The organism is Cellulomonas sp. SLBN-39 (genome assembly GCF_006715865.1).
Lineage (GTDB): Bacteria > Actinomycetota > Actinomycetes > Actinomycetales > Cellulomonadaceae > Cellulomonas.
This window is the reverse complement of sequence record NZ_VFOA01000001.1, coordinates 677309-696530: the sequence shown is the minus strand read 5'-3', so window position 1 is coordinate 696530 and position 19222 is coordinate 677309. Positions and strand designations below refer to the sequence as shown.

Below are 19222 nucleotides of genomic sequence, written 5' to 3'. Positions count from 1 at the left end.
CCGCACGGGCGGGCCGGCCGGGCCCTCCGGCCCTCGTCGTGCGCGGGGCCTGTGCCAGCATGGGTGGTGCAGGGGCACCGACACCGTGCGCGACGAGGCGCGCGGGACCACCAGGAGGACGGCATGACGCGCGAGCACGAGGTCCTCGTGGGGGTCGACGGGTCGGCGGCCAGCCTGCACGCGCTCGACTGGGCGGTCGCGGAGGCGCTGGCGCGCGGCCTCGGGCTCCGGCTCGTCGTGGCCTACTCGCTGCCGTCGTTCACGGCGGCGTCCCTCGACGGCGGCTACGCGGCGATCGACGACGAGACCATCCGCGCCGGTGCCCGGGCCGTGCTCGACGAGGCGCTGCTGCGCGTCGGCGACCGGGTGGCGGTCTCGGGGCGGGTCGTCACGGGTGACGCCGCCGCGGCGCTGGTCGACATGTCGCGCGAGGTCGAGCTCGCCGTGGTGGGGACCCGCGGGCGCGGCGGGTTCGCGGACCGGCTGCTCGGCACGGTGTCGTCGGCGCTGCCCGCGCACGCGCACTGCCCGACGGTCGTGGTGCCGCTGCGCGTCGACGGGCACCCGCTCCCCGAGGGGGAGCCGCTGCCTCCCGTCACCCCCGTCCAGCGGATCGTCGTGGGCGTGGACGGGTCGCCGCAGGCGGCCGTGGCGCTGGCGCACGCGATCCGGGAGGGGCAGGCCTGGGGTGCGGAGGTGCACGCGGTCGCGGGCGTGCCGGTGGGGTCCATGACGGGTGTGCTGGCCTGGCTGCCGGCGTCGGTGGACCACGAGCAGGTGCTGCGTGACGTCGCGGAGGGGCTCGACGTCGTCGTCGACCAGGCGGTCGCCGCGCACCCGGGCACGGTGGTCAAGCGCCACACGCTCGACGGCACGGGTGCCGAGCTGCTGACGGAGTTCTCGACCGCGTCGGACCTCGTGGTGGTCGGCTCCCGGGGCCGGGGCGGCTTCGCGGGGCTGCTGCTGGGCTCGACGAGCCAGGCGGTGCTGCACCACGCGCAGTGCCCCGTCATGGTGGTCACCCAGCGCTGCGCCGACGTCGAGGCCTGACGGGCGGGGCCCCGCCGAGGGGTCAGGGCTCGCCGGGCAGCGCGGGGACGTCGGGGCGGCGGACCAGCGCCGAGAGGACGACGGTGGAGCGGGTGCGGTGCACGAAGGGCTCGGCGGCGAGCCGCTCGACGACCTGCTCGAGGTGCCGCATGTCGCGGGCGCGCACCTGGACGACGACGTCGACGTCGCCCGTGACGGTGCTCGCGGCGACGACCTCGGGGTAGCGCTCCACGGCGGTGCGCATGGTCGTGGGGCTGGTCGATCCCTGGCAGAACAGCTCGACGAACGCCTCGGTGGTCCAGCCGAGCGCCGCGGGGTCGAGCCGGACCGTGTACCCGCGGATGACGCCGCGCTCGCGCAGCCGGTCGACGCGGCGCTTGACGGCCGGCGCCGACAGCGCGACCCGTGCCCCGATCTGCGCGAACGTGGCCCGGGCGTCGTCCGCGAGGGCCGCGAGGATCGCCGTGTCGAGGTCGTCGAGGGGGGTGCCGTCCACGATCCCATCATGACGGTCCGGGGCGCACGTCGGTTCACCCGCCCCGCACGTCCGTGCGCCGATTTGCGACAGAAGCGCTCACGTCGGACGCTTCACCTGCCGATGGTCATGACGGACGTCCGACCACGCCGCCAACGGGGGGGAACCGATGAGCGAACGGCAGGACCCACGCGTGCCCGCGCACGACGAGGACGGGGCCGACGCGCCGGCCACCGACGTGCTGACGCCCCCCACCGGGACGCCGCTGCCGCCGCAGACGCCCTTCCCCGCGCAGGCCGCGCACCCGCACCAGGTGGGGTTCCCGCAGCAGGCCGGGCCGCTGTCGGGCGAGGACGTCGCCCCCGGGCCGCGGGCCGTCGCGCACCCGCTCCCGGCGCCGTCGCACCCCGCCTCCCGTCGCGTCGGCGGGCTGGACCACGTCCCGCAGCCCCGCACGGCCGCCGGGCCCGTGCCACCGGTGCGCCCGCGCCCCCGGCGGATGCGGGTCGCCGCCGTCGTCGCCGCCGTGGCGCTCGTGGCGGCCGGGGGAGCGGGGTGGGCCGTCCGGCAGGACCGCGCCGCGCAGGCCCGGTCCGTGCGGGAGGCGCAGGACCGTGTGGCCGCCGCCTCGCTCGGGGCGCAGGTCGACGCGTCGGCCGCGCGGACCGGCGCGGTGACGGCGGGCGCGGCCGTCCTCGTCGCCCAGCGCGAGCAGCTCACGGACGCGGCCTCCCGGGCCGCGCAGACGGGGCAGGACGCCCTGGACGCCTCGCCGCACGCCTCCGCCGAGCTGCGGAGCGCCCTCGACGACGCGGTCGCCGGGGCCGAGCAGGCCGCCGACGCCGCGGTCGTGTCCCCCGTGGCGCTGCGCGCGGCCGCGGCCGCCGTCGCGGTGCCGACCCGCCGGGTCACCGTCGCCGAGCAGGAGTGGCAGAGGGCCGAGCAGGAGCGCATCGCCGCCGAGCAGGCCGCCGCCGCGGCTGCCGCGGCGGCCCGCGCGTCGGCCGGCACGGGGCGCGCCCCCGGGGGCGGGTCCGCGCCCGCGTCGTCGGGGTCGTCGGGCGGGCAGGCGGCGCCGGCCGCTGCGCCCGCGGCGGCGCCCGTCGTCGGTGCGGAGGCCTCCGCCGGGTCGGTCGGGGCGGCGCTCAACGCCTACCGGGCCAGCCGCGGCCTGGGGGCCCTGAGCATCGTGCGGTCGGGCGCCCGCGTGGACCACGCGCGGCAGATGGCCGCGTCGAACAGCATCTGGCACTCCGGGGCGACGCCCGAGATCGTCGGCCGCGTCCTGCCGCTGTCGTACTCCGGCATGATCAACGCCTACGCCAACTCGCCCAGCCACGACGCCGTGATGCGCGGCAGCTACTCGGTCGCGTACATCGGCGCCGTCTCGTACGACGGCTGGCTGTACACGTCCATCACGTTCGGCTGACACGCTCCCGCCCCGCCGCCCCGGACCGGTGACGGCCGGGGGACGGGGCGAGTGCGTCCGGCGTCAGCCGCGGACGGCGTCGACGACGTGGTCGAGGGCCTGGTCGAGGTCCTCGACGTCGATCGTCAGGGGCGGTGCGAGGCGGATCGTGGCGCCGTGCGTGTCCTTGGCCAGCACGCCGCGGGCGAGCAGCCGTTCGCACAGCTCGCGCCCGGTCGCGGGTCCGCCCGGGGCGGAGGGGGCGACGTCCAGGCCGGCCCACAGGCCGATGGTGCGCAGCCCGCGCAGGCGCTCGTCGTCGACGAGGGGGCCGAGCCGCTCGCCCATCCGCTCGCCGAGGGTGCGGGCACGGGCCTGCAGGGTGCCGGGCGCCAGCAGGTCGATCACGGCGAGCCCGACCGCGCAGGCCATGGGGTTGCCGCCGAAGGTCGACCCGTGCGTGCCGGCGGTCAGCACCTCGAGCACGTCGGCCCGGCCCACGACCGCGGAGACGGGCACGACCCCGCCGCCGAGCGCCTTGCCGAGGGTGACCAGGTCGGGGCGCACGTCCCAGCGCTCGCACGCGAGCGTCGAGCCGGTCCGGCCCAGTCCCGACTGGATCTCGTCCGCGACGAGGAGCACGTCCGCCCGGTCGCACAGGGCCCGCACGGCGGGCAGGTAGTCGTCGGGCGGGACGACGACGCCCTGCTCGCCCTGCACGGGCTCCAGCAGGACCGCCACGACCGTGTCGTCGATCGCGGCGGCCAGCGCGTCCGTGTCGCCGTAGGGCACGCTGACGAACCCCGGGGTGAACGGGCCGAAGCCGCGGCGCGCGTCCGGGTCGGTCGAGAACGAGACGATCGTCGTGGTGCGGCCGTGGAAGTTGCCGTCGGCGACGACGATGGTCGCACGGTCGGCGGGCACGCCCTTGACCTCGTAGCCCCACTTGCGGGCGGCCTTGATCGCGGTCTCGACGGCCTCGGCGCCGGTGTTCATCGGCAGCACCAGGTGGGACGTCCCGGCCAGCAGCGGGCCCACGAGGCCGGCCAGCCGGCTCGCGAACGGCTCGAGCAGGTCGTGGTCGAACGCCCGTGAGGTGAGCGTGAGCCGGTCGAGCTGGGCGTGCGCGGCCGCGACGAGCGCCGGGTGCCGGTGCCCGAAGTTCAGGGCGGAGTACGCCGAGAGCAGGTCGAGGTACCGCCGCCCCGCGGTGTCCGTGACCCAGGACCCCTCGCCGTGCGCGACCGTGACCGGCAGCGGGTGGTAGTTCGGCGCGAGGGCCGAGACGGGGTGCGCGGCGGTGGTCATCGGCGGATCTCGAGGGTGCAGCACTTGGCGCCGCCGCCGCCCTTGAGGAGCTCGCTGGTGTCGACGGGGATCGGCTCCCAGCCGCGCTCGCGCAGCTGCGCGGCCAGGTCGGTGGCCCCGGGGGCGACGACGACGTTCTTGCCGTCCGACACCGCGTTGAGCCCCAGGGCGGCGGCGTCGGTGTCGGTCGCGATGACCGCGTCGGGGAACATCGTGCGCAGCACCGCGCGCGAGCCGGGCGAGAACGCCGGCGGGTAGTAGGCGATCTGCGGGTCGCCCGCGTCGGACGAGAGCACGGCCAGCGCGGTGTCGAGGTGGTAGTACCGCGGGTCCACCAGGTGCAGCGAGACCACGGGGCGGCCGAAGAGCTCCTGCGCCTCGGCGTGCGCGGCCCGCTCGGTGCGGAACCCGGTGCCGGCCAGGACGACGTCGCCGACCGTCAGCAGGTCGCCCTCGCCCTCGTTGGTGCGCTCGGCGGTGTGCGTGACGAACCCGCGGTCGGCGAACCACTTCTCGTACGCGGGGCCCTCGGGCTGGCGCTCCGGGTGGCGGAACGCGGCGGAGTAGACGACGCCGTCGACGACGGTCGCACCGTTGGCCGCGTAGACCATGTCGGGCAGGCCCGGCAGCGGGTCGATGGTGTCGACCGTGTGACCGAGCTCGAGGTACGTGTCGCGCAGCGTGCGCCACTGGCGCAGCGCGAGCTCGACGTCGGTGTACCGGGTCTTGTCCATCCACGGGTTGATCTCGTACGAGACCGTGTAGTGCACGGGCTCGCACATGAGGTAGTGGCGGGCGGTGGCCTGGCGCTGGACGGCGGGCACGGTGCTCCTCGTCGGTCGGGGTTGCGGGTCGGCACGAGCGTACGAGCGCGCCGACGCAGGACCCGACCGGTCGCGTTGCGGCTCCGCGGCGATCCGTTGCGACGGATCGGGGATGACAGGCGATCTGTTGTGTCGAAACCCTCCCGTAACACCGATGCCCTGCGTAGCGGCGGCCGGGCCGGGTGCGGCCGGTCTCAGCGCGCCGCGCGGCCCTCGAGCTCGCGGGCCGCGCGGGCCAGCACCACCCGGAGCATGACGAGCAGCGGCAGCGCGGTCAGGCGCGCCGTGAGCGCCGGCGGCAGGGGCCCCAGCAGCGGCACGTGCTCCGACCACGTCACGCGGCACCGGCCCGCGCCCGTCGGCGTCACCACCACCGCGGCGCTGCCCGTCAGCCACGGGCCGCGCTTGGCGAACACCGCGATCCCGGGCGTGCCGTCGCCGGGCGGGTCGAGCCGGGTCACGACCATCCGGTCGACGAACCCGCCCGCCCCGCCGCGGGCACCGGGCCCCGAGACCGCCACGACCCGCGTGCCGACCGCAGGGTCGCCGTCGGTCTCCACCCGGGTCAGCGGCACCCACGCGCCGTGCCGGCGCGCGTCCGTCAGCGCCGCCCACGCGGTCGCGGCGTCCACGGACATCTCGCGGGTGTGCAGCACGGTGCCGGGCCCCGAGGGCAGCGCGGCGTCGGCGGGCGGGGCGGGCACGTTCGGCGGGGTCGGCACAGGACCATGCTGACGGGCGGTACGGTCGTGCGCATGCGGACGAGGACGTTGGGGCGCACGGGACGCCAGGTCGGGGTCGTGGGTCTGGGCTGCTGGCAGCTCGGGGCCGACTGGGGCACGGTGTCGGACGAGACGGCGGTCGAGGTCCTCGACGCGGCCGTCGGCTCCGGGGTCACCTTCCTCGACACCGCGGACGTGTACGGGGACGGACGCTCCGAGCGCGTCATCGGCGCGTTCCTCGCGGACCGCCCCGAGCTGGCGGGCAAGGTCACCGTCGCCACCAAGATGGGCCGCCGGGCCGACCCGCACGTGGCCGACGCCTACACCTACGACGCGTTCCGCCGCTGGACCGACTGTTCCCGCGAGAACCTCGGCACCGACACGCTCGACCTCGTCCAGCTGCACTGCCCGCCCACCGGGGTGTTCGCGCGCAGCTCCGTGTACGACGCCCTGGACCGGCTCGTCGAGGACGGGCGCACCGCGGCGTACGGCGTCTCGGTCGAGACCGTCGAGGAGGCGCTCGCGGCGATCGCGCGCCCGAACGTCGCGACGGTCCAGATCATCCTCAACGTCTTCCGCCGCAAGCCCCTGGCGCGCGTGCTGCCCGCCGCGGTCGACGCGGGCGTGGGCATCATCGCCCGCGTCCCGCTGGCCAGCGGCCTGCTGTCGGGCCGGTACGACGCGAGCACGCAGTTCGCCGCCGACGACCACCGCGCCTACAACCGGCACGGCGAGGCGTTCGACGTCGGCGAGACGTTCTCGGGCGTGCCCTACGAGGTCGGCGTCGAGGCGGCCCGCGAGGTCGCCGCGTTGACGCCCGAGGGCGCCACCACCGCCCAGCTCGCGCTGCGCTGGGTCGTCGACCAGCCCGGCGTCTCGGTGGTCATCCCCGGGGCGCGCACCCCCGACCAGGCGCGCGGCAACGCGGCCGCGGACGACCTGGCGCCGCTGGACGACGCGACCCGCGCCGCGCTGCGCGACGTCTACGAGCAGCGCATCCGCGCCCACGTGCACGCCCGCTGGTGACACCCGCTCCCGGGGCGCCGCGTGCTGCGAGGTGCGGCGAGCCTCGGGGTGCGGACGTCGGCGACGCGTGCCGGGCCGACGTCAGCGACGCGTGCCGGGCGGCGCCTCGATCGTCCGTGCCGGGGCGTCCGCCGGGGCGATCTCGAACACGTCCGAGAACCCCGCCGGCGGCGGGCCGAACGCCAGCCGTGCACCCTTGACGACCGTCTGGCCCAGCGCCCGCCCGCCCGCGTACCCGACCGCGGCACCGATCCCGTAGGGCACGAGCCGCCCGACGGCCAGGCCGCCCACCCGGACCATCTGCGTGCGCAGCAGCTTGCGCGTCAGGGCGTTGTTGACCTTCTTCACCGTCGAGCGCGGCATGCGCGTGAGCAGCACCCGCCCCAGGCGCAGCGTCGAGATCTCCGCGGCGTCGCCGACGACCTTGGCGCCGGACTCCCCGAGCAGCGTCGCCAGGAGCAGCGCCTTGCGGCGCTCGGTGTCCGCGACGTCGATCCCGTGCACCGACGCCACCGCGAGCGAGAACGCCGCCGACGCGCCGAAGAACGTCGCGACGTCCCCGATCGTCAGCGCTGTCGCCACACCCGTGCCCACCACCGGTGCCGCGGCGGCCGCGCCGACCGCACCGCCCGCACCGGCGACGACGAGCAGGTACTCCCGCTCGAGCAGCGCCACGATCCGCGCCGGGTCGGCCTCGGGGTTGCGGCGCCGCACGCTCTCCACGTGGGCGTGGATCGTGGCCGACGGGATGCGCACGGCCCGGTCGAGCGCCTGCTGCACGAGGGCCGGCATCAGCGCTCCCCGGTCACCGTGAGCGTGGTGGTCGCACCGTGCTCGAGCGTGCGCCCCACGGTGCAGTGCTGGTCGACCGCGCGGTGCACCACCGTCAGCAGCCGCTCGCGCGCGTCGGGCTCGAGCGAGGACAGGTCGACCTCGAGCTCCTCCGTCAGCGCCGGGTACCGGTCCTCGGTGGGGTGCGCCAGGCCGCCCACGCGGATCGTCACGGTCACGTCGTCGCCGAGGCGACGGGCCAGCGCCGCGTCCGACGACAGACCCGTGCACGCGCCCAGCGCGATCTTCAGCAGCTCGCCCGGGCTGAACGCGCCCTCGTCGCCGACCGACCCGATCAGCACCTCGGCCCCGCGCGACGAGCGCCCGGTGTAGCGGCGCGTGCCCGTCCGCTCGAGCCACAGGAGCGTGTCACCGGCGTTGGCCAGGGGGTCCGGGGCCGCCTCGGCGGGCGCGTCGGCCCCGGCCGGGGCGGCAGCGGCGGGGGCGACGGTCTCGTGCTCGGTCGTCATGCGCCCGATCCTCGCACGGCGGTCCGTCACGGTCCTGGCGAGCACGGGCCGTCCGGCGGGACCGCGCCCGGGACCGGGAGGACCTGCGCAGACCGGGCGGCGGACGGGTGGAGGTGTCAGGCCCCTCTTTCCGTGTGACATGGGTGTTGCTTACTGTGTGCTCGTGCACCCTGTCAGTCGTCGACTTCGTGATGCCCGCGAGCGCGCGGGCCTGAGCCAGGCCGAGCTCGCCCGCGCCTCGGGCGTGCACGCCAGCTACGTCTCCCACCTCGAGCGCGGCTCCCGAGCCCCGGGCCGTCTCGCGCTGTCCCGCGTCGCCGGTGCGCTCGGCGTGACCGTCGACCACCTGCTCGAGGGCGAGGAGTCCGCGTCGGCCCGGGTCGTGCGCGCCGCCCTCGACCACGCCCGTCGCCTGCACCGCGTCGGGCAGCCCGCCGCGGCCGCCCAGGTGCTCGCGCAGGTCGACCTGGCCCCGCTGGACGTCGACGCGGCCGCCCGCGTGCGGCTCGCGCACGCCGAGGCCCTCGACCTGGCCGGCGAGCTCGAGGCGTCGTGCGGCCTGCTCGAGCGCACCGCGGCCGACCTCGTCGCGGCCCGCCGGTTCGCGGACGCCGCGTACGCCGCCACGCGCCTGGTCATGGCCCTCACCGAGGCGGGGGAGCCGCACCGGGCCGTCGCGCGCGGGGAGGAGCTGCTGGCGGCCGTCGCCGACGGTGCCGACGCGACCGACGCCCTGCTGCGCCTGGAGTCCACGCTCGTGTGGGCCTACGTCACCCGTGGCGACGTCACCTACGCCCTCGTGCGGTCCCGGACGCTGCTGGAGCGGGCCGCCGCCCACGGGTCGGCGCGCGGCCTGTCGTCCGTGCGCTGGAACCTCGCGTTCGTGCTGGAGGCCGTGGGGCGCCCGCAGGAGGCCGTCGAGCAGATCGACGCCGCCCTGGCGCTCTCGGGCGCCGACGAGGTCGACCGTGACGTGCCGCGTCTGCGCCTGGACCGTGCGCACCTGCTGCTCGCGGTCGAGCCGCCGCGCCCCGAGGCGGCGCTCGCCGACCTCGACGCGTCCCGCGCCGCCCTGGAGCTGGACGAGTCCCGCGTCGAGCTGGCCCGCGCGGCCACGGTGCGCTCGCGGGCGCTGCTCGCGCTGGGGCGCGTCGACGAGGCGGTCACGGCTGCGCAGGACGCGGCGGAGCTGCTGGCCGGCGGTCAGCGGCGGGACGCGGCGTCCGCGCACGCGGCGCTCGGGGCCGCGCTGGCGGCGTCCGGTGACGGGCCCGGGGCGATCAAGGCGCTGCGCGTCTCGGCGGACCTGCTCGACACGGTGGCCACGGGGCGGCCCGCGGCGGCGCTGTGGCGCCGGCTCGGGGACACGCTGCGCGAGGCGGGCGACGACGCGCAGGAGGTCGCGCTGGCGTACCGGCGGGCGCTGACGGCGGCCCGTGTGGGGGTGCGCCCGACGCTGCTCGGCCCGACGCCCGTGAGCGCGTTCCACCCCGTGCGCTGACCCGGCGCCGACCCGTGCGCCGGACCCGGCGCTGAGCAGTCCCGCGGGGGCCCGCGCGCACCGATGCGCGCGGGCCCCCGCGTCGTGCCGTCCGCCGACGCGGACGCACGTGCCCCCTTCCACGCACCCGTCCGGGCGATGCCCGGGCGGGTGCGTCGTCGTGCCCGCGGCCGGGCGGCGGGGGTCGTCCCGTGCCCACGATGCGGTCAGTCGTCCGCCTGCACAGGTGCGCCCGAGTGATGTCTAGAGGCCTCTGGCCACAGTCATTGCACCCATGAGATGCCCTGGGGACCATGCGGGAGGAGCCGGAACGTCCGGCCCGCCCGAAGGAGATCCCCATGAAGTCGTCCGTCGTCGCCGTGCTCGTCGCCACCGTCACCGCCCTCGGCCTCGCCGGGGGCGTCGTCTCGCACGCCCCCGAGCAGGTGCTGGCGAGCCCGTGCTGCAAGTCCGCCGGGCAGTGATCCCCGCCCCGCGCAGCACCGCTGCCGCTGCCCGTCCCGTCCCGGTTCGTCCCGTTCTCCCGGAGGTCGTCATGCGCAAGTCCCTCGTCTCGTTCGCCGTCGTCGCTCTCGCCGTCCTGGGTGCCGGCGCTCCCGCCGCCGCGGCGTCGCCCGCCGCGCCCGCGTCCGGCCCGTCCGTGGTCGCACCGGTCACGGGTGCCGTCCTCGCCTCGCCGTGCTGCAAGCAGGCGATCCGGTGACGGTCGCGACCACGAGCGCACCTCGCACCGGCTCCCGTCGCGCGACAGCCCGTCCCACCCCCGCGGGTCGCCACGGCGCTCCCGTCCTTGCTCGCCCCGTCCCTGCTCGTCCCGTCCTTCCGGAGGTCGTCATGCGCAAGTCCCTCGTCTCGCTCGCCGTCGCCACGCTCGCCGTGCTGGGTGCTGCCGCCCCCGCCGCCGCGTCCGCGCCGGCCCCGTCCGGGACGTCCGTGGTCGCACCGGTGACGGGCGTCGTCCTCGCGTCCCCGTGCTGCAAGCAGGCGATCCGATGACGGTCGTGCCCACGACCGCCCGTCCCGCCGGCGCCCGTCCCGCCGGCGCCCGTCCCGTCCCCGCCCGTCCCCTCGCCGCTCGCCCCGTCCCCGCCCGTCCCGCCCTTCCGGAGGTCGTCATGCGCAAGTCCCTCGTCTCCCTCGCCGTCGCCACGCTCGCCGTCCTCGGCGCCGCGGTTCCCGCCGCGGCCGCTCCGGCCGCGGCCGCCGGCCCCGCCGTGCCTGCCGCGGGGTCGGTCGTCGTGCTGTCGCCCTGCTGCAAGTCGGCGATCCGCTGAGCGCCCCGTGCGCGCGCGCCCGCCCGGTGCCGCCCTCGTGCGGGCGGTACCGGGCGGCCGGCGAGAGGCGTCAGCCCTTGTGCTCCGCGCGGTACGCGGTGGGGCTGGTGCCGTGCGTGCGCCGGAACCGGCGCGAGAAGTACAGGGGGTCGTCGTACCCGACCGCGCGCGCGACCTCGGCGACCGGGGCGTCGGTGGTGTCGAGCAGGTGCCGGGCGCGGGCCATGCGTGCCGCCGTGCGGTACGCGAGCACGCCGCCGCCCGTCGCGGCCCGCACCAGCGCGCCCAGGTGGGAGGGGGAGACGCCGACGAGCGCGGCGAGCTCGGCCACCCCCACGTCGCGGTCGAGGCGCTCGTCGAGGTGCCGCAGCGCCCGGTCCACGGGGGTGCCGCGGTCGGGGGCGGTGCGCTGCGCGGCCAGCCAGGTGGCCAGGTGCCACGCGACCCCCGCGGCGGCCGCCAGGTGCGCGGGCTGCTGCCCGCGCTCGAGGGTGGTGACGATCTCGTCCACCAGTGCCACCGCCCGCTCGGGGGTCCGCACGGCGACGGACCCGGCCCGGCCGGGCGGCGCGTCGAGGCCGCGCACGAGGTCGCCGACGTCGGAGCCGCGGGTGTGCCACCACCAGATCGTCCAGGGGTCGGCACGGTCGGCGCCGTACGCGTGCGGCACGCCCGGCGGCAGGACGACGCACGTGCCCGCGGTGACGTCGGTGCGCGTGCCGTCGACGTCGACCCAGCCGGCGCCGGCGGTGCACAGCAGCCACACCGCCTCCGGGGTGCCGGAGGGGCGTCGTCGCAGGTGGTCGCGGGCCCGGGTGAACACGCCGGCGTCGGTGACGAGCAGCCGGCGGGTCGGTGCGCGGGTCAGCGCGGCGGCGACCCGGGGCCGCGGCACCACGCACAGCCGCTGGCCGGCGAACCCGTCGGCGCGTCCCACGGCCCGCCCCCTCGTCTCGACGTCGTCGTCGGATCGTCCATGCCGATGCGCGGTGCGACCCTATGCCCGTCCGTGGCCGGCGCCTAGCGTCGACGCCGTGACCGACGACGCTCGCCTCGTGCTCCCCGCCGCACCGCCCGACCAGCAGGCGGTGCTCGACGCGGGCGGCGTCGCGTGCTGGGAGCAGGACGTGCTGATCCGCACGTACGAGCCCGCCGCCCCGGACCCGTTCCCGCAGCACCTGCGCCGCCGCGTCTACCAGGGCTCCTCGGGTGCCGTGCACCCGCTGCCGCTGGTCGACCGCATCGCTGCCGAGCCGCGCACCCGCGCGTGGCGGGCCGTCCACCTGGAGAACCGGTGGCTGCGGGTCGTGCTGCTGCCGGAGGTCGGCGGACGCGTCCACGTCGTGCTCGACAAGGTCACCGGCACCGACCTCGTCTACCGCAACGACGTGGTCAAGCCCGCCCTCGTGGGGCTCGCGGGGCCGTGGCTGTCCGGTGGCATCGAGCTCAACTGGCCGCAGCACCACCGCCCCGGCACGTTCCTGCCGGTGTCCACGCACGTCGTGCGGTCCGACGACGGTGCGGTGACGGTCTGGCAGGGCGACGTCGACCCGTTGCAGCGCATGCGCGGCGACCACGGGGTGCGGCTGCGCCCCGACGTCGCGCGCCTCGAGCTCGACGTGCGCCTGCACAACCGCACGGACGAGCCGCAGACGTTCCTGTGGTGGGCCAACGCCGCCGTCGCGGTGCACGACGACGTCGAGGTGTTCTTCCCCACCGACGTCACGCACGTCGCCGACCACGCCCGCCGCGCCGTCGTGGCGTACCCGCACGCGGACCGCCCGTACTACGGGGTCGACTACCCGGCCCTGGCCGCGCGCACCCCCGGTGCCGACCGGCTCGACCGGCCCACGCGCATCCCCGTGCCGACGTCGTACATGGTCACCGGCACCGCCGACGCGTTCTTCGGCGCGTACGACCACCGCACCGGCGTCGGCCTCGTCCACCACGCCGACCGGCAGATCGCCCCGGGCAAGAAGCTGTGGACGTGGGGCTCGGGCGCCACCGGCCGGGCCTGGGACCGGCACCTGACCGACACGAACGGTCCGTACGCCGAGCTCATGGCCGGGGTGTTCACCGACAACCAGCCGGACTTCAGCCACCTCGCGCCCGGCGAGACGCGGCGCTTCACGCAGTGCTGGTGGCCCGTGCACGGCACCGGTCCCGTGCACCAGGCCACCGACGAGGCCGCGGTCGCGGTCGACGTGGCCGACGGGCGCCTGCGGATCGCCGTCGCCGGGGTGCGGGCCGCCGCGTGGCGGGTGCGGGCCTGGGCGGCCGACCCCGACGGTGCCGCGGAGCCCGGCGTGCCCGTGCCGGTCGGCGTCGCGCTCGGCGACTGGGCAGCCCCCGTCGCCCCCGGTGCGCCGTGCGTCGTCACCGCCGACGCCCCCGGAGCCACCTCGCGGGACGACGTGGTCGTGCGCGTCGAGGACACCACCGGCCGCACCGTCGTCGTCTGGCACGCCCACCCCGGCGACGGCGCGGAGCCCGCGACCGCCACCGTGCCGCCGCACGCCGCGGACCTCACCTCCGTCGACGAGCTCCTGCTCACCGCCGCGCACCTGCAGCAGTACCGCCACCCCACGCGCGACCCCGAGCCGTACCTGCGCCGCGTCCTGGCGATCGACCCCGACGACTCGAACGCCCACCTCGCCCTGGCGGCCCGCGAGCGCGCCCGCGGCCGGTACGCGGAGTCGCTCGCGCACCTCGACCGCGCCGCGGGCCGTCTGCTGCACCGCAACCTCCACCCCCGCAGCGGCGAGCTCTCCCTCCAGCGCGGCCTGACCCTGGCACGTCTGGGCCGCGACGCCGACGCGGTCGAGGCGTTCACGAAGGCCGCGTGGGACGGGACCGTCACGCTGCCCGCGCACCTCGGGGCCGCGCGGGCGCTGCTGCGGCTCGGTGACGTCCCGGGCGGGCTGCGGCACGCCCGGGCCGCGCACGCCGCCGACCCCGCGCACCCCGGCGCCCGGGCCGCCCTGGTCGTGGCGCTGCGGGGCACCGGCGACGAGGACGCCGCGGCACGGGTGCTCGCGGACGGCCGTGCCGAGGACCCCCTCGACCCGCTGCTCGCCGCCCTGGCCGGTGCGCTGAGCACCCCGGACCCGCGCACGCTGCTGCTGGTGGCGCACGACCTCGCCGCGCTGGGCGACGTGGTCGGCGCGCTCGCGTGGGCCGACCGCGCGGCGGCGGCCGGTCCGACACCGTTCGGCAACGCCGCCCCCGTCGCGCACCTGCTGCACGCCCGCCTCGCGGACCGCGCCGGCGACCCGGTGGCCGCAGCGGACGCCCGCGCCGTGGCCGCGCGCGCGGACCGCACCCTGGCGTTCCCCTCGGGCCTGGACGACCACGACGTCCTCGTCGCGACCGTCGACGCCGCCCGGGCCGCGGGCACCCCGGACCCGGTGGCGCTGGGCCTGCTCGGTGACTGGCTGCTGGCCGCCGGCCGGGCCGCCGACGCGCTCGCGGTGCTGGAGGAGGCCGTCGCCGCGGGGGCGCGGGACGCGGTGGTGCACCGGGACGCGGCGATCGCGGTGGTGGAGGCCGCCGTCGCCGCGGACGGCCTGCGTGCGGACGAGTCCAGCGCCGACGGATCGAGCACCGACGGATCGAGCCCTGCCGGCCTGGGCGCCGACGGACCGGGCGCCGACGGAACGGCGTCGGACGCCCTGGCGCGGGCCGCGGAGCACCTGGCGGCGGCGGTGGCCGTGGCGGGGCCGCTGCCGCGGCTGGTGCACGAGGCGGACCAGGTGGCGCGCCTGCGCGGCGCGGGGCCGGCCGAGCGGCTGGCGGCCCTGGAGGCGTCGGGCGCGGACCTGGGCGCCCGGGACGACCTGGCGGTGACGACCGTGCACCTGCTGCTCGACGTCGGGCGGGTGGACGAGGCCCTGCACCTGCTGCGCACGCGCGCGTTCCAGCCGTTCGAGGGCGGTGAGGGCCAGGTGCTGGCCGCGTGGGACCGGGCGTGCGTCGCGGCGGCCGCAGCCCTGCCCCCGGCGGAGGCGGCGGCGTTCCTCGACGCGACGTGGGACCCGCCGGCGACGCTGGGGGAGGGCCGCCACCCCGCGGCCCCGGTGGCGACCCGGCTGCTCGCGGCGGGCGACGCCCACGTGGCCGCCGGCGACGTGCGGGCCGCGCTGGACCGGTGGGCCCGCGCCCGGGACGGCGGCGGGCTGCTCGCGGTGGCGCCGCGCCCGGCGCGCGAGGACGACCTGGCGGTCGGCACCGCGCACGAGCGCCTCGGGGAGGCCGAGCAGGCCCGCGCGGTGTGGGAGGCGCTGGAGGCGACGGCCGACGACCTCGAGGCCCGCGGCGCGCAGGTCGACTACTTCGCGACGTCGCTGCCGGAGCTGCTGCTCCTGCCGGCCGACGACGCGCGCGGCCGGGCGCAGCGGGTGGCGCGGTTGCGGGCGGCGGCGGCCCGCGGTCGGGGCACGAGCGTGCGCGAGGTCGACGACCGGCCGAGCGCCCGCGCCGCCGCGACGTCCGGCGGTGCCCGGTGACCCGGCCCGTGGGGGTGCCCGAGCACCTGCCCGACCGGCTGACGATCTGCCTGTGGGACTTCTCCTGGTACACCCGCGCCGGGGCGGGGGAGCCGTACGCGGACCTCGACGCCGCGCTCGACGCGACGGTCGCGCGCGGGCACACGACGATCCGCATCTGCGCCGCGCCGCTGCTGCTGGCCGGGGGCCTGGGCCTGGACGACCTCGCCGACGCCCTGCCCGTCGAGGGCCTCGGCCCCGCACCGACCGGCGGGTACTACGGGCGGCGGACGCGCTGGTACGACGTGCCCGGCGGGTTCACCGTGCCGCTGCGCACCCGGTTCTTCGACCTGCTCGCCGGGGCGCACCGCCGCGGCATGAGCGTGGTCCTGGCCAGCTGGGAGTACCAGCAGTCCCCGGCGTTCGCGGCCGACCCGCGGTGGGCGCGGGCGGTCCACGCCGTGCCGCACGCGGCCCGGCTCGACGCCCTGGCGGCGGCGTTCGCGCGGCTGCTGGACCAGGTGCACGACGCAGGGCTGGACGACGCGGTCGCGTTCGTCGAGCTGCACAACGAGGTCGACTTCTCGATGACACCCGGCGTCGGGCCGGACGACGGCGACGCGGCCGTGCGGGCCTGCGCCGCGCTGCGGGCCGCGCACCCGCGCCACCGCGTCACGGTCAGCCTCGGCCGGCCCCCGCACCTGGCGATGCACGAGCTGCCCGCGGGTCTGGACGTCGGCCAGTGCCACGTCTACTCCTACGGCGTGCTCGACGCGCTCCAGCGCCGCATCGACATCCGCGCGAGCGGCACCGACGGGTTCCCCAACGCCGCCCTGCGCGCGCTGCAGGTGCCCGGCGCCCCGTCGTTCGCCGCGTACGGCCGTCCCGCCGCGTGGAAGCTCGCCGCCACCGTGGTCACCGACCAGATGCTCTACGGCTACGACACCATCGACGCCGACCGCTGGGACACGTGGCTGTACGAGCACTACGGCGAGCACCGCGAGGTCATGCACCGCGAGATCGCGTCCCGCGTCACCGCCCTGGCCCGCTGGGGTGCGTGGCGCGGCGTCCCCACCGTCGTCGGGGAAGGATGGGTCGGGTACACCCCGCTGGAGGGGACGTTCGAGGAGGGGCCGGTCGGCCGGTCGCTGGCGGAGCACGGCATGCGCACCGCCGCGCAGGAGGGGGTGTGGGGCGTGGTCGCGTGCTCCAACGCCGCCCCGCACCACCCGATGTGGTCCGACGCCGCGTGGCTGCGGCGCGTCAACGAGGAGTTCCGTGGTTCCTGAGTCCGCCGCCCCGACGTCCGTTCCCGCCGCCGTGCCCGGGCCGGGCGACCTGCCGCCGCACCTGCGCGTGCGCCCCCGCGGCTGGTCGCGCCCCCTGACCCGCCCGGCCATGGCCGACGGCCCCGACGCCCGCCCCGGCCTGGACCTGACGTCGCGCTCCCTGCTGCGCGACGGCCGCCCCTGGGTGCCCGTCTCCGGCGAGGTCCACTACTCCCGCGTCCCGCGCGCCCGGTGGCGCGAGCGCCTGGCGCTGCTGCGGTCCGGGGGCGTCGACGTCGTCTCGACGTACGTGTTCTGGATCCACCACGAGCCCGAGCGCGGGCAGGTGCGGTTCGACGACGGCCTCGACGTCGCCGCGTTCGTGCGCCTGGCCCACGAGCTCGGCCTGCACGTGGTGCTGCGCATCGGCCCGTGGGCGCACGGCGAGGCCCGCAACGGCGGGTTCCCCGACTGGGTGCAGGCCCTGCCCGTGCGGCACCGCACCGACGACCCCGCGTACCTCGACCTGGTCCGCACCTGGTTCGCGCACCTGGGCGCGCAGGTCGCCGACGTGTGCGGCCCCGACGGGCCGGTCATCGCCGTGCAGGTCGACAACGAGCTGTACGACCAGCCCGAGCACCTGGCCACCCTCAAGCGGCTGGCCCGCGACGCCGGGATCGTCGCCCCGCTGTGGACCGCGACCGCGTGGGGCGGCGCCCAGCTGCCCGCCGGCGAGGTCCTGCCCCTGTACGGCGGGTACGGCGACGGGTTCTGGGTCGACGCCGACGCGGCCTGGCACCCGTCGTTCCGCGCGCACTACCTGGTCTCGCACACCTGGGACGACCCGGGCATCGGCGCCGACGTGCGCGGCGAGGAGCCCGCCGCCGCCACCACCGAGCGCGACGAGCAGTTCCCGCCCGCGACGTGCGAGCTCGGCGGCGGCATGGCCACCGCCTACCACCGCCGGCACGCGCCCGGCCCGCTCGACGTCGCCGCGGTCGCCCAGACCAAGCTCGCCGCCGGGTCCGCCTGGCAGGGGTACTACATGTACGCGGGCGGGCTGAACCCCGTCGCGGGCGTGCAGGAGTCCCAGGCCACCGGGTACCCCAACGACCTGCCGACGTTCGACTACGACTTCCACGCCCCGGTCGGCGCCGCCGGGGTCCTCGCACCCTCGCACGCCGCGCTGCGCGGGCAGCACGCGTTCCTCGCCGCGTTCGGCCCGCACCTGGCGACGCGACCGTCCACGCTGCCCGACGCCCTGCCGGCCGGCGTCGAGGACGCCACGACGCTGCGCTGGGCCGCCCGCCTCGACGAGCAGGGCCGCGGGTTCGTGCTCCTCGCCTGGCACCAGCCCCACGTGCCGCTGCCCACGCTGCGCGGCGTCCGCCTGCAGGTCGACCGCGCCGACGACGCCCCCCTGCTGCTCCCGTCCACGGGGGTCGACGTGCCGCCCGGCACCCTCGCCCGCTGGCCCGTGGGCCTCGACCTCGGCACGCCCGACCCCCTCGCCACCTCCGACGCCCTCGGCGCCGCCGACTCGCGCAGCACCGCCGACGCCCCGGACGTCCAGGACCCCGTCCGCCTGCACTGGGCCACCGCGTCCGCGCTGACCACCCTGCCCGACGGCACCCTCGTCCTCCTCGCGCACGACGGCGTCCCCGCCGAGGTCGTCCTCGACCCCGACGTCCCCGCCCACGGCGCCGGCTGGACCACCGTCGCCCCCGGCGTGCACCGCGTCGACCCCCGCACCGGCGGCCTCCTGCACGTCACCGCGGGTGCTGCCGGTGCGCCCGACACCACCGGTGCCGATGGTGCGTCCAGGCCCGCCACGTCCGTCGAGGACGGCACCGTCGGGCCTCGCGTGCTCGTCGTCGGCTCGCGTGACGCCGACCGCGTCTGGGTCGTCGACGGCCCCACCGGCCCTGACGGCACGGTCCGCCGCGAGCTCCTGCTCGCCGACGCCCCGCTGTGGACCGACGGCGACGACCTCGTCGTCCGCGCCGCCGACCACCCGCACGTGCACCGCTGGACCGGGGACAAGTGGACCGCCCTCGACCTCGCCCCGGACGCGGCACCGGCGTCGTGGACCGTGCCCACCGCCCTCGTCCGTCCCGCCGGCGACGTCCCCGCCGGCTACGGCGAGCGCGAGCGCCGCGCCGCCGCCCCCGACGACGCGACCGTGGCCGCGCTCGCGGCCGAGCACCGGCTCGCGGACGTGGGGGAGCCCGTGCCCGGCACCACGCGCCTGCTGCGCGTCGACTGGGCGGGGGACGTCGCCCAGCTCCTCGTCGACGGGCGCGTGGTCGCCGACCGGTTCGGCGACGGCACCCCGTGGCACGTCGACCTCGACGTCCTCGACGGCGCCCAGGCCGACCGGGTGAGCCTGCGCGTGCTGCCCCTGCACCCCGACGCGCAGGTGTGGCTGCCCGCCGCCGCGGCCGACCGGCGCCGGTCCGTGCACGGCCCGCTCGGCGCCCTCGACGCCGTCACCGTGGCCCGCACGACGACGTGGCGTGCGCCGCTGCGCTGACGCCCGCAGGCCCGGCACGGGTGAACCCTGTGCCGGGCCTGTGTGCCG

Annotated in this window: 18 protein-coding genes; 11 read left to right on the top strand and 7 right to left on the bottom strand. The window is 77.7% G+C overall.

Going from position 1 to position 19222, the window contains the following annotated elements:
- The first annotated feature begins 123 nt into the window (after positions 1-123).
- Positions 124-1050 carry a universal stress protein gene (locus FBY24_RS03045; RefSeq protein WP_142157957.1) on the top strand — a complete coding sequence of 309 codons (927 nt, stop codon included), beginning with the start codon at positions 124-126 and terminating at the stop codon, positions 1048-1050.
- 22 nt (positions 1051-1072) lie between these two features.
- Here FBY24_RS03045 and FBY24_RS03040 read toward each other — a convergent pair whose 3' ends face one another.
- The gene (locus tag FBY24_RS03040; protein WP_142157955.1) at positions 1073-1546 is read right to left on the bottom strand and encodes an Lrp/AsnC family transcriptional regulator; all 474 of its coding nucleotides are present in this window, start codon (positions 1544-1546) and stop codon (positions 1073-1075) included.
- Between the two features lie 172 nt (positions 1547-1718).
- Here FBY24_RS03040 and FBY24_RS03035 point away from each other — a divergent pair, with 172 nt between their 5' ends.
- Positions 1719-2954 carry a hypothetical protein gene (locus FBY24_RS03035; RefSeq protein WP_142157953.1) on the top strand — a complete coding sequence of 412 codons (1236 nt, stop codon included), beginning with the start codon at positions 1719-1721 and terminating at the stop codon, positions 2952-2954.
- Between the two features lie 63 nt (positions 2955-3017).
- Here FBY24_RS03035 and rocD read toward each other — a convergent pair whose 3' ends face one another.
- The 3 genes from rocD to FBY24_RS03020 form a co-directional block, all read right to left on the bottom strand.
- A complete protein-coding gene (gene rocD / locus FBY24_RS03030) occupies positions 3018-4241 on the bottom strand; it encodes an ornithine--oxo-acid transaminase (protein ID WP_142157951.1) in 1224 nt (407 codons plus the stop codon).
- Positions 4238-5023, bottom strand: a complete 786-nt coding sequence (gene ddaH / locus FBY24_RS03025) for a dimethylargininase (RefSeq protein WP_142163111.1) — start codon at positions 5021-5023, stop codon at positions 4238-4240. Before ddaH ends, rocD begins: the two co-directional genes overlap by 4 nt.
- A gap of 236 nt (positions 5024-5259) precedes the next feature.
- Complete coding sequence (locus tag FBY24_RS03020; protein ID WP_222117199.1) at positions 5260-5787, bottom strand: SRPBCC family protein; 528 nt, start codon at positions 5785-5787, stop codon at positions 5260-5262.
- A gap of 33 nt (positions 5788-5820) precedes the next feature.
- Here FBY24_RS03020 and FBY24_RS03015 point away from each other — a divergent pair, with 33 nt between their 5' ends.
- Entirely contained in the window at positions 5821-6813 is a 993-nt protein-coding gene (locus tag FBY24_RS03015) for an aldo/keto reductase (protein ID WP_142157949.1), read from the top strand.
- Between the two features lie 81 nt (positions 6814-6894).
- Here the strand turns inward: FBY24_RS03015 and FBY24_RS03010 are convergent, their stop codons facing one another.
- The gene (locus FBY24_RS03010; protein ID WP_142157947.1) at positions 6895-7605 is read right to left on the bottom strand and encodes a hypothetical protein; all 711 of its coding nucleotides are present in this window, start codon (positions 7603-7605) and stop codon (positions 6895-6897) included.
- Entirely contained in the window at positions 7605-8114 is a 510-nt protein-coding gene (locus tag FBY24_RS03005; RefSeq protein WP_142157945.1) for an OsmC family protein, read from the bottom strand. The genes FBY24_RS03010 and FBY24_RS03005 overlap by 1 nt, the downstream gene beginning before the upstream one ends.
- A 163-nt stretch (positions 8115-8277) precedes the next feature.
- Between FBY24_RS03005 and FBY24_RS03000 the strand changes: the two genes are divergently transcribed.
- The 5 genes from FBY24_RS03000 to FBY24_RS02995 all read left to right on the top strand — a co-directional run bounded on the left by FBY24_RS03000 (position 8278) and on the right by FBY24_RS02995 (position 10889).
- Positions 8278-9615 carry a helix-turn-helix transcriptional regulator gene (locus FBY24_RS03000; protein WP_255432191.1) on the top strand — a complete coding sequence of 446 codons (1338 nt, stop codon included), beginning with the start codon at positions 8278-8280 and terminating at the stop codon, positions 9613-9615.
- Positions 9616-9953: 338 nt separating this feature from the next.
- Positions 9954-10079 (top strand): hypothetical protein, encoded by a 126-nt coding sequence (locus tag FBY24_RS19340; RefSeq protein WP_255432190.1) that lies wholly within the window; start codon positions 9954-9956, stop codon positions 10077-10079.
- A gap of 71 nt (positions 10080-10150) precedes the next feature.
- Positions 10151-10318 (top strand): hypothetical protein, encoded by a 168-nt coding sequence (locus tag FBY24_RS18885; RefSeq protein WP_160158411.1) that lies wholly within the window; start codon positions 10151-10153, stop codon positions 10316-10318.
- A gap of 131 nt (positions 10319-10449) precedes the next feature.
- A complete protein-coding gene (locus FBY24_RS18880; protein WP_160158410.1) occupies positions 10450-10611 on the top strand; it encodes a hypothetical protein in 162 nt (53 codons plus the stop codon).
- Positions 10608-10889, top strand: a complete 282-nt coding sequence (locus FBY24_RS02995; protein WP_142157941.1) for a hypothetical protein — start codon at positions 10608-10610, stop codon at positions 10887-10889. The genes FBY24_RS18880 and FBY24_RS02995 overlap by 4 nt, the downstream gene beginning before the upstream one ends.
- Positions 10890-10959: 70 nt before the next feature.
- Here FBY24_RS02995 and FBY24_RS02990 read toward each other — a convergent pair whose 3' ends face one another.
- Positions 10960-11826 carry an AraC family transcriptional regulator gene (locus FBY24_RS02990; RefSeq protein WP_142157939.1) on the bottom strand — a complete coding sequence of 289 codons (867 nt, stop codon included), beginning with the start codon at positions 11824-11826 and terminating at the stop codon, positions 10960-10962.
- Positions 11827-11923: 97 nt separating this feature from the next.
- Here FBY24_RS02990 and FBY24_RS02985 point away from each other — a divergent pair, with 97 nt between their 5' ends.
- The 3 genes from FBY24_RS02985 to FBY24_RS02975 are packed head-to-tail and all read left to right on the top strand — an operon-like array spanning position 11924 to position 19174.
- On the top strand, positions 11924-15394 hold the full coding sequence (locus FBY24_RS02985) for a DUF5107 domain-containing protein (protein WP_142157937.1): 3471 nt from the start codon (positions 11924-11926) through the stop codon (positions 15392-15394).
- Positions 15391-16662 (top strand): cellulase-like family protein, encoded by a 1272-nt coding sequence (locus tag FBY24_RS02980; RefSeq protein WP_142157935.1) that lies wholly within the window; start codon positions 15391-15393, stop codon positions 16660-16662. The genes FBY24_RS02985 and FBY24_RS02980 overlap by 4 nt, the downstream gene beginning before the upstream one ends.
- Positions 16652-19174: a beta-galactosidase gene (locus FBY24_RS02975; RefSeq protein WP_255432189.1), complete on the top strand. Its 2523-nt coding sequence runs from the start codon at positions 16652-16654 to the stop codon at positions 19172-19174. Before FBY24_RS02980 ends, FBY24_RS02975 begins: the two co-directional genes overlap by 11 nt.
- Positions 19175-19222: the final 48 nt, after the last annotated feature.

What these genes read in the sequence shown, in the direction of transcription:
- FBY24_RS03045 (WP_142157957.1), top strand. Translation starts at nt 124, where the DNA reads ATGACGCGCGAGCACGAGGTCCTCGTGGGGGTCGACGGGTCGGCGGCC.
- rocD (WP_142157951.1), bottom strand. Translation starts at nt 4,241, where the DNA reads ATGACCACCGCCGCGCACCCCGTCTCGGCCCTCGCGCCGAACTACCAC.
- ddaH (WP_142163111.1), bottom strand. Translation starts at nt 5,023, where the DNA reads ATGTGCGAGCCCGTGCACTACACGGTCTCGTACGAGATCAACCCGTGG.
- FBY24_RS03015 (WP_142157949.1), top strand. Translation starts at nt 5,821, where the DNA reads ATGCGGACGAGGACGTTGGGGCGCACGGGACGCCAGGTCGGGGTCGTG.
- FBY24_RS03010 (WP_142157947.1), bottom strand. Translation starts at nt 7,605, where the DNA reads ATGCCGGCCCTCGTGCAGCAGGCGCTCGACCGGGCCGTGCGCATCCCG.
- FBY24_RS03005 (WP_142157945.1), bottom strand. Translation starts at nt 8,114, where the DNA reads ATGACGACCGAGCACGAGACCGTCGCCCCCGCCGCTGCCGCCCCGGCC.
- FBY24_RS19340 (WP_255432190.1), top strand. Translation starts at nt 9,954, where the DNA reads ATGAAGTCGTCCGTCGTCGCCGTGCTCGTCGCCACCGTCACCGCCCTC.
- FBY24_RS18885 (WP_160158411.1), top strand. Translation starts at nt 10,151, where the DNA reads ATGCGCAAGTCCCTCGTCTCGTTCGCCGTCGTCGCTCTCGCCGTCCTG.
- FBY24_RS18880 (WP_160158410.1), top strand. Translation starts at nt 10,450, where the DNA reads ATGCGCAAGTCCCTCGTCTCGCTCGCCGTCGCCACGCTCGCCGTGCTG.
- FBY24_RS02995 (WP_142157941.1), top strand. Translation starts at nt 10,608, where the DNA reads ATGACGGTCGTGCCCACGACCGCCCGTCCCGCCGGCGCCCGTCCCGCC.